Genomic DNA, 9317 nt, shown 5'->3' on the forward strand with positions numbered 1-9317 from the left:
AAAACGATTTTGGTAATAACCGGTAACAATCTTAGAATTTTTCGGATTGTGAATGTATTTTACCTGTCTTTGATCTAAGGGTTAGATGTCAATTTGTAAGTTCTAATTCAACTAATGGGGCGCATTTCTGAAGTGAGAAATGCGTTCTTTCTTTGTGCCATATTGTATGGCATCACTTTATAAGAAGATTGGATATTTATGTTCAGAATTAATTGAAGAAATGCAAATTCCTACTCATCCAGTCAGTGAAGAATGGCGGTTCGAAAGTGATGCCAGAAGCTATGGAAAGACTTCAATGTACAATGATTCTGCATACAGTGATAGGTGAAGGATTGATGAGAATAAGTGTATCCGATTATAGACACATTATATAGAGTGCTGAATACCAACCTTGATTAAGATGTACAAATACATACAACCAATCGTGATTTGTTCGAATAAGTTAAATAGCGAATTAAAAGTTTTAGCTACTGAACAAATCTAGGGAGAGGATTAACCTATGTCAGTGTCATTCAAAAGAAAACAAGGATATCTAATTACAGGAGCTATCTTATTAATATTTTTCTTTGTAGCACTGGCATTAGCCTATGGTGAACCGGATTTGACCGAACTGAATAAAAGGTTTGGGTCAAATCTTTATAACTTCTTTAGGTCTGGCTGGATCCCATTGTTTACGATTATTACCTATATCGGATCAGGATATATATCCTATCCAATAACAGTAGTTTTGATCCTATATTTTTTGGTTAGAAAAAATTATTGGATTGCTGCATTGTTGGCGTATAACCTTATTGGTGTGCGACAAGTCAATCACCTGCTAAAGTCCATTTTTGAGGTTGCTAGACCGGAATTGGAGCCTTTGGTACATGCTAGTTATTATAGTTTTCCAAGTGGACATTCCATGAACTCTATCGCTTTTTTCGGTTTACTGACTTTCTTATTTAGCCGATATATATCACGATCAAAAGCTCAATCAGTAAGGACCTGGACAACAGTAGCTATATTAATATTTTTAATTGGACTTAGCCGTGTCTTTTTAGGTGTTCATTATCCACTGGATGTTTTGGGTGGTTTTGTTGCAGGTGGGGCTTGGCTGTTATTGAGCATTTATATCCACTCCTTGCTGCCAATAAAGGAACGATCCACTCATAAAAAAAGGTATATGGGCGAGGAGAGTTAGAGGCCATGTTGTTGAAGACCTTTTCCAAAGGTAATTGGATATTTATGTTAAAATAGATGGCAGATTGTGAAGGAATGTTCTTAAAGCTATAGTAGTGGGGTAGCGATAGAAGAAAAGTTACTAATATGTTAATTAAAGTATAGCTAATTAAAATTAATCGTTGGAAGTGTTTTTATGGATAATGTAAACGGTAAAATAAGGGTAGATTCGAGTATGGTGTTTTGTTCTCTACTCTGCTCAATTTGTTCAGCATTAACGCTTAGCATAATTACTACAGTCTTTTTAATTGACTTCCATTATATAGCTATTATAGTTTTTACTTTTTATTATTCTATTTTCTATGTATTATTTGCTACCCCAATTCAATTGAAGTTAAATCGATACCCTAAGAAATATAATATTTTTTATTATGTAATTTACGTATTTGGGGCTTTTATTGCTGCTGCTGCTGCTATTGCCATTATTGCAATGTTTAGAGAGAATCCTTTTATAATATTAAATTTTTATATTATTGTTATCTTAGCTGCTATTGTGTTTTGGATTTTTGACTCAATCTTCCTACAAAATAACTAATCAATGAAGATGAATAAGGCTTGTAAAGAGAAGAAACTTCTTATTATACAAACAGGTGTTTTCCTTTAATAAAGCAATGCATCTCTGTTCCAATAACGAAGCAGGTTACTGGAAGAGTAGTCTATGGGATTAGCAAATTGAAGACTCAACAGAGTATAGGGAGGGTTATGGTGAAAAGATTAGATATAAATAGTATTATTCGAAATAAAAAAATATTATTTCCCTTGTTAGGCATTGCGATAATTGTAATAGCAGTTATTTTAGTTTACTTTTTTTCATCAGTTTCAACAACAACAGCAGTCATTACAGTTTTGGAAAAGGGCTACTCTAAGGACAATAAAGAAGCTTTTATCATAACAGCTCCTCCCAATTCATCTAATGAACGTTATGAAATTAAAATATTAGTAAAAGAACCTATGGTATGGAATTTAATTGAAAAAGAAAAAGTCTACACCGTCAACTATGTTTCAAAACAAAATGATAGACTCCTAAAACAAATTCATATCTTCGGTGAGGACAAAGCAATAGAATAACTACCTTTTAGTATTATTCAACGATTGGGCGCATTCCTTGAATGAGGATTAGCACCTCATCTTGAATTAAAGGGCCAGGTTGTTGAATAACGCTTGGCTATAAAATATTTATTAGTATAAATGTTTTGACAATTTAAACTTAAACAATGTTCATGATTTAAGAATGAATTTATACTAGTTAGTTGGAATAGTAATACTGGAGTTAGTTTTGTTTTATTCTCAGAAGTATTTTATCAGTTGTTATATTCTTGAAATATGGAGGGAGTTCATTGCAAACATTCTTTCAATATAACTGGATGGTCAGAGAAGAATGGTATCGGTGGTGTGAGGAGTTAAGTGAAGAAGATCTTCTACGCAACCGAACTGGCGGAGTAGGTAGTATACTGCATACACTCTTCCATATAGTTGATGTAGAATGGAGTTGGATACGCCTTTTACAAGGTAAAACAGACTTTGAGGAGAGTTTCGATGGTTATAAGAGCTTGAATCAGGTACGTAAATTGGACGCTGAATTTCGAACGGAAGTGGAGAACTTTGTGAACAACTGGGATGACAGTATGGAAAATCAATTATTTTACGATACCCTACAAGATGGAAGAATTGTAACGGATACCTGGGGTGAAGTTATACGGCATGTCATTGCCCATGAAATTCACCATATAGGACAATTATCAATTTGGGCAAGGGAAGTAGGGAAAAAGCCTGTGTCTGCAAACCTTATTGGACGGGGTCTTTCCTCTCATTCGAATAATTAATGTAAAAAAGAAAATAATTTAGTCGTTATCTTGTTGTACTAACTGGTGTTAGTTTAATAACAATTAAGTGATTTTTATGAATAAGATCATAATTTAGTTATTCAATTAAAGGGCGTTTATCTGGAAAAAGCGTTCATTTTTTCATTTGAAGGGGCCATTTTGTGGTAGATCCTTCTCAAAGGTAGCTGGATATTTATGTTAAAATAGATGGCAGATTGTAAAGGAATGTTCTTAACTAAAGCAGAAGTAGAGTTTAACAAGAAAATGCTAAAGAATGGTTAAACCTTTTACTTAAATACCTTGTTAAGTTATGAAATTATCGTTGTAGTTGTCTTTATGGGGGGAGATAATTTGATTAAAAGATTGAAGACGTTCCTTTCTGGTATTGTGGGCGTACTTGTAGCGATTATGGCTGTGAGCTTAATTCGAAATGGAGAAATAGATTGGGATACAATCGGTGCATTAATTACTGTAACTTTCTTAATATTGTTATTTAAATTAGGTCTGAATTTATATAAAAAATAGAATAAATCCTATTGAACAAACGAGAGCTTTTCTGGAACAAGTTTAATTAGAGATTATACTACTACGAGGAGTGAAACAATGAAGTATTTGCTAACATCTCTTGGTATTGGAATGACAATAATTTTTGGTGGAGGGTTTCTTATTCGTTTTGTGCGAGACTCAGACTTTTATATTGCTGAATTTATTGGAGGAATTACAGGTATTATCATTTTAATTATCGGGATATTCACTAAGGGTACTATGAAACCAGACGATAATTCCTTCTTAAAGTAACTGCTGATTATATACAGTACCATTATAAAATTCACTAAAATAATGAGGCTCTATCGAAAGTCATTCATTGTGCACATGACTTCATAGATAGCTTATCATATTAATCGATTTGCTTATAGATATGTAGAGAACTCCATCTTCTTTTTCGGAGTGAATAGTATATTAAAATGACTAACAAGGCATTTCACATTTATACTAGCTTAGTTTTACTTATGTTGTTGTCGTTTAACCTTTTAGTGTTGTTTGCATATGGTATAGGCGAAGGTGAAATGTCATAAAGACGCAGGTTAGTGGAAGAGGGACTACCTAGAAAGGGGAAATTAATGGTGTTTTTATTAACAGCAGTTGGTGGGTTACATATAGGAGATATGATCTTTCAATTAGTTTCATTTTTATTAGTAGTTGCTATAGTTGTGGGGATAGTTTCATTTATTGTTATGTTTAAGAAAAGAAATAAGCGATTAAATAGAGTAGAAGAAAAACTAGATAAGTTGCTATCGGATAATGAAAAGTAAAATTTATGGTGTGATTGAGTTGAACGGGCGCATTAATTGAACAACCATTAATCCAAGAGGAATGTTAGGACAAATAAATAATACTATTGTATGTATGACAGGAGGAGGAAGAAATGACAATTGCAGAGTTTCTGCCCATAATAATAATATTACTGAGTTTGATATTTTTTATTGTTGTTATTGTTGGAATAGTCCTTATAGTAAAATATACGCAGTCTAAGAAAGAATTTAATAAAGAATTAAAGGATAGAGTTGAACGTCTAGAAGAAGATATGAATAATATTAAAAACAATTAAAAGCAATTTGGGGGAAATAATGATAATACGAAAACCAATATAATAGTTTTCTCTTTCATATATACTTTAACGACTCTATGTGAATTACGGGAAGTATTTAATAATGTTTGATGATTTAAAATCAGATTGCAAGAATTGCTTTGGGTTGTGCTGTCAGTATTGCCTTATGCGAAATCAGCAGATTTTCCTTTCAACAAGTTGCACATAGAAGCAATGTGAACGCTCTATTGATTGAGACAAGCAAATTGTATCGCGCTGACCTCTAGAGACGCAGAGCTAAGTGGAGCTAATGGGCACTACTGCAATTATACTTTTATACTAGGAAATGACGTTCATAAAAATGAAAAGGAGTTTATATAAAGATGAAATTCCTTACAACTGAAACTGTAACAGAGCTGGAACTCATTAATGAAGCTTTGAAAAATGAGGGATTGGAAGAGATATCAGATGGATCTGGTATTAAAAGGTTAGGAGAAGGTGCCTGGCATTTTGCGTATTTGATTGACACGGAGCAGCTCGTCCTCCGTATTCCGAAAAAAGTTGCCTATGAGAAAGAGGTCGTATTCGATCATGGAGAGTTGACGGCGGAGTATGCTGCTACAAAAGCGTTTTACAAGCATGCCAATGAAGCAAAAAAAGGAATTTGCCCTGAGCATTTTGAGTACTTCGTCAATGAAGAATTGACCTATACGATTGAGTCTTATATAGGGAAATCCATTGGAATAAGCGATCAAACAACGAAACAATCAAAACTGTATGGAACGGAGATGGGAGAGTTTTTCCTTGCGCTTGAAAATCTTGATCACCCTTATAAAGGCTTAGGACATTTGAAAACCGGTGAAAAGGGTGAGCTGAAAGGTGAGCTAGAAATGGACTTGAGAGAGTTCATTCTCGAAGAAACCAAGGAATATCAAGATGAATTGGATGTATTGCTCTCAAGTCTTTACGAATTTGATAAGGAAAAAGTGAGAAAGACTGGGAAGGATCTAATTTCTGTTCGTTCAATAGACCGCGAAAAAATTATCCTGACAAATCAGGATACATCTCCAGAGAACATCATTTTTTCAAAGAGCGGTGCCAGAATTATAGACCCTTATCCACTTCTATATACAGGGACTTCTCTAGCTGCTAATTACGTATTCAATTATCAGACCTTTTTCTATACTGTGCATGATACCCTAAGATATGGAACATGTAATTATCATCTTTATATACCTCAATTAAAAGCGAATGCTGAAGGATTTATTGAAGGGTATACCAATCACTCTAAGCAAAAACGTAAAGATTTGAACGTTGAAGTGTTCTTGAAACTCGTTACTATGGCGCATACATACTTGCAGTTATTAAATAAAGAATCTTTAAACCGTGAACAAGTTATTCGGTATGGTACAAAAGAACAACTAGAAAAGCGTCTACAGATTTACCTGAAAAAACTAGCAAACTACCCATGTTAGGAAAGTAAAAGGCAGCCTCTTTTACCTGTATTTTTATTCAGGCTTCTTGAATATCTGTTGGCTTACTTATTAGTATGGAAAGACTTTTTAGGAGATAGGTTTATGAAGGATTTTATTGATTTAGTTTCAAGTTTTTCTTTTGTTATTGGCTGGTTTATAGTAGTTGTAGCTTTATGTTATCTGATCCCCTCACTTTTACTTGGCTGGTTATTTATTCTTGTTTCCAGTTCGGCTATTATGGTCGGTGTATTACTTATTTGGATATCCAAAAAGTTAAAATTTTAACGGCAATTACTATTAATTTGAATACTATCTTTTACAAAACAAAAGGGAGCGATTGCTAAACAAAAAAGCATTCGCTCTCTTATTAAAGTGAACTAGCAGAATAGTTAAACAAATACAATGGAGCAAAGTGAATCTTCAGGGAGGGATATAATTTGTATCAGTTTCCTTCCTTCGTTCCCTTACCTATCTGTATGAAGAAAAGAAATGAATCTAATCCTGTTATTATGGGATTGGAGGATCAAATATTATAAATACTAATGTAATACTTAATACAGTCAAAAGCCAAGCAACCCAAGGTTTCCATTGATGAACAGGTAAAACAGAGAATGTTACTATGTTGAAAATAAAAGACCAAGTAAGTGACCACCCGTAATGATGCGTAATACTTTCGTTATAATAAGCAATCGTTTCAACAGATTGGAAAATCAAAGCCCAAACAATAATCCAGCCTACTTTTTTAAATATAGATTTAGGAAATCTTCCCAAATACGTAACAATGACGAAGGGATAAATCAAAAATGCTATTGCTAATGCTATAATCGTATGTGTGGGTAGAAAAAAGTGGTCAATCTGAACAGGGTGAAATTCCCACACCCTGTAACTATGAAGTAAGGTACTATAAAGCAGGTTGCAAATAATCCAAAATAACAGGGTTGGGTATAATTCTTTCCAACGATTCCAAACACCAAAAAATAAACCAATAATTATAAAAAAGAATATAAATGAAGTTTGCATATAAATCCCCTTCAAAATATGTGAATTTCTTTTATTCTTTCCAGAATATTGGCGATTATCTATTTCCCCCTATATTCTTCTTGAAATAACGGGTGCGTTAAATTCGGGGTCGGTATTATCCAAATGTAAAAGGGCGCTTATCAGGAATAAAGATTAGCGTTCATTTTTTCATTTAAATGACCATTTTATGAAAAATTATTAATTAAGAGGATTGAATTTTCATGTTAAAATAGATGTAATGATTAACAAGAATTGATTAATTCTTGTTAAACTTAAATAAATCCTTCAGATAAACTAATTAAACATGATAACATATTCCCTTTCACTGTCTATTTGGAGGGGAAGACCATAATGTATAGCACTTTGAACGTCAAATATATATAGGTTATTTTTTAAGGCTACGGATTTCGGCTTGTAAAAGTAGTGACCTCTGCTAATGCCTTTTTATCTTCTATAACATCATCTGGTCTACTTCCTTTGTTTTGTCACAGCAGTTCCTTCTGTAGCCCTATCTGCTAAAAAATCTGTGTTTCCATTTCTCCTAGAACTACCGTAAATGACCATAATCTTATTCAATTAAGACACTCCTTTGCCATTTTCACCAAACGAATTTAAAACCAGTTGAACAAAAGCTTCAACGGCTGGAGACGACCATCTTTTCTTTTTGATTAGTATATGGGAATAAATTGGATCAAATTTTTCAGAATGACTTAGTATTTTTAACTTACCACTATCAACTTCTTCTTTCACCGTAATGTAAGGTAATACAGCAAATCCAAGTCCACTCATAACCGTTTGTTTGATTGCTTCTATACTCCATAACTCCATGGTTTGAAAGTTGTGGATGTTATGTTTTAAAAGATACCTTTCAAACATTAATCGGTAACTACATCCTTCTTCGTTTGTTATAAAAAAGTATTGATTACTATCTTTTTTATATGCATTAAAATGATCCGGACCATCATTACTGCTCACAAGGACGATTTTCTCCTCACCTAAGGAATAATGAATGCACTTTTCGAGATTTAATTCTGGATATACCATCAAAGCAATGTCAACCCGTCCGCTTACTAAGTCAGCTTGATTTTGTCCACAGGTACCATTGGTTAGCGTGAGTTTCACTTGAGGATATTTTAAGGAATATTCCCTAATGATTGGACCTAACCTGGAGATGGTTAAAGATTCTGGCGCAGCCACCCTTAATCCTCCCTTAACTTCGTGGGCGCTTTGCATATTCTTTATCTGATCATTGGTAGAAAGTAAATCCTCCGCTAAAGGTATTAATTCCCTTCCTAAATGAGTTAGCTGCAATTTCCTGTTTTCAAAAGTGAAAAGCTCGCCTCCAATGTCGTGTTCAAGTGCTTGAATGTGAGAGGTTATCGTAGATTGAGTATAACCTAATTTCGAAGCAGCCCCTGTATAACTTCCAACTTCTACAATGGTTTGAAACGTTATAAGGTGTCTAATTTCCATATTAATTCTCCTTTATTAAAAGATGTATCGAAAAAAATGATAATGATTTTATAAATTTCAATTTTATTTATAGATAACAGTATCATACAATAAAAGCAGTCCATTAACAAATTAGTAATGAAGGTGAACCAATGAGTATAATAGCATTTCTTTCATATGTAATAATTACATCGATTACGCCTGGTCCGAGTAACATCTTAATGATGAATGAAGCACGAAAATGTGGTATTACGGGGGCATGGCAGTTTAGTAGCGGAATCTTGGCGGGGTTTGCTGTACTTGGAATTATGAGTGGGGTACTTACAACAAGTCTCTACAATTGGATTCCTATTGTAGAGCCATATTTTAAATTCGCTGGTGCGGCATATCTACTTTACTTGGCATGGCAAATTAGTTTCCCAAAAGATTCAAAGAAAGGGGATAAGAATAAGCAATCCTCCTTCTTATCAGGCTTTATCTTTCAGGTAATTAATATAAAAAGTATTTTGTTCTAAGTAAGGAAAGTATAAAAATCCCCCCTACCACAGTGTTTATAACTGTGGTAGTTTTGATGTATGGATAAAAATATTTTGAAGCGTATCTTATTTGATAAACACAATAATTGGGAAACATTTAAAAGAAAAAAAGGGGACAGAATCCGTTCTATTGTCATCAAGGAGGTAGAAAAATATCGTGACTGTGGAGATATGAAAAATGGATTCACCCTCTATGTTTGCGAAG

13 protein-coding genes and 2 pseudogenes are annotated in these 9317 nt (G+C 33.5%); 13 read left to right on the forward strand and 2 right to left on the reverse strand.

All coding sequences use genetic code 11. The features are described 5' to 3' along the window. Positions 1-166 precede the first annotated feature (166 nt). The 11 genes from AC3G7N_RS18400 to AC3G7N_RS18450 all read left to right on the forward strand — a co-directional run bounded on the left by AC3G7N_RS18400 (position 167) and on the right by AC3G7N_RS18450 (position 6389). On the forward strand, positions 167-328 hold the full coding sequence (locus tag AC3G7N_RS18400) for a hypothetical protein (protein WP_489423621.1): 162 nt from the start codon (positions 167-169) through the stop codon (positions 326-328). A 171-nt stretch (positions 329-499) separates the two neighbouring features. Further along, positions 500-1180: a phosphatase PAP2 family protein gene (locus AC3G7N_RS18405; RefSeq protein WP_489423622.1), complete on the forward strand. Its 681-nt coding sequence runs from the start codon at positions 500-502 to the stop codon at positions 1178-1180. Positions 1181-1354: 174 nt separating this feature from the next. After that, entirely contained in the window at positions 1355-1753 is a 399-nt protein-coding gene (locus AC3G7N_RS18410) for a UPF0715 family protein (protein ID WP_489423623.1), read from the forward strand. Between the two features lie 170 nt (positions 1754-1923). Next, positions 1924-2286: a hypothetical protein gene (locus AC3G7N_RS18415; RefSeq protein ID WP_489423624.1), complete on the forward strand. Its 363-nt coding sequence runs from the start codon at positions 1924-1926 to the stop codon at positions 2284-2286. A 269-nt stretch (positions 2287-2555) separates the two neighbouring features. After that, on the forward strand, positions 2556-3041 hold the full coding sequence (locus AC3G7N_RS18420) for a DinB family protein (protein ID WP_489423625.1): 486 nt from the start codon (positions 2556-2558) through the stop codon (positions 3039-3041). A gap of 351 nt (positions 3042-3392) precedes the next feature. Next, positions 3393-3566, forward strand: coding sequence for a hypothetical protein (locus AC3G7N_RS18425; protein WP_489423626.1), 174 nt, complete (start codon positions 3393-3395; stop codon positions 3564-3566). 78 nt (positions 3567-3644) lie between these two features. After that, positions 3645-3839, forward strand: a complete 195-nt coding sequence (locus AC3G7N_RS18430; RefSeq protein ID WP_489423627.1) for a hypothetical protein — start codon at positions 3645-3647, stop codon at positions 3837-3839. Between the two features lie 323 nt (positions 3840-4162). Continuing rightward, the gene (locus tag AC3G7N_RS18435; protein WP_489423628.1) at positions 4163-4354 is read left to right on the forward strand and encodes a DUF4083 family protein; all 192 of its coding nucleotides are present in this window, start codon (positions 4163-4165) and stop codon (positions 4352-4354) included. Positions 4355-4467: 113 nt separating this feature from the next. After that, positions 4468-4650, forward strand: a complete 183-nt coding sequence (locus tag AC3G7N_RS18440; protein ID WP_489423629.1) for a hypothetical protein — start codon at positions 4468-4470, stop codon at positions 4648-4650. A 362-nt stretch (positions 4651-5012) separates the two neighbouring features. Next, positions 5013-6104 carry a hypothetical protein gene (locus tag AC3G7N_RS18445; RefSeq protein WP_489423630.1) on the forward strand — a complete coding sequence of 364 codons (1092 nt, stop codon included), beginning with the start codon at positions 5013-5015 and terminating at the stop codon, positions 6102-6104. 102 nt (positions 6105-6206) lie between these two features. Beyond that, positions 6207-6389, forward strand: a complete 183-nt coding sequence (locus tag AC3G7N_RS18450) for a hypothetical protein (protein ID WP_489423631.1) — start codon at positions 6207-6209, stop codon at positions 6387-6389. A gap of 222 nt (positions 6390-6611) precedes the next feature. On the opposite strand, the gene AC3G7N_RS18455 is transcribed toward AC3G7N_RS18450, so the two are convergent. Together AC3G7N_RS18455 and AC3G7N_RS18460 are read right to left on the reverse strand one after the other, a co-directional pair. Further along, the gene (locus AC3G7N_RS18455) at positions 6612-7124 is read right to left on the reverse strand and encodes a CBO0543 family protein (RefSeq protein WP_489423632.1); all 513 of its coding nucleotides are present in this window, start codon (positions 7122-7124) and stop codon (positions 6612-6614) included. Positions 7125-7700: 576 nt separating this feature from the next. Then, positions 7701-8597, reverse strand: a complete 897-nt coding sequence (locus tag AC3G7N_RS18460) for a LysR family transcriptional regulator (RefSeq protein ID WP_489423633.1) — start codon at positions 8595-8597, stop codon at positions 7701-7703. A 131-nt stretch (positions 8598-8728) separates the two neighbouring features. Here AC3G7N_RS18460 and AC3G7N_RS18465 point away from each other — a divergent pair. Together AC3G7N_RS18465 and AC3G7N_RS18470 are read left to right on the forward strand one after the other, a co-directional pair. Beyond that, a pseudogene (locus AC3G7N_RS18465) lies at positions 8729-9088 on the forward strand (LysE family translocator); the annotation flags it as partial. 63 nt (positions 9089-9151) lie between these two features. After that, a pseudogene (locus tag AC3G7N_RS18470) lies at positions 9152-9317 on the forward strand (IS91 family transposase); the annotation flags it as partial.

Source organism: Virgibacillus carmonensis (genome assembly GCF_057836705.1).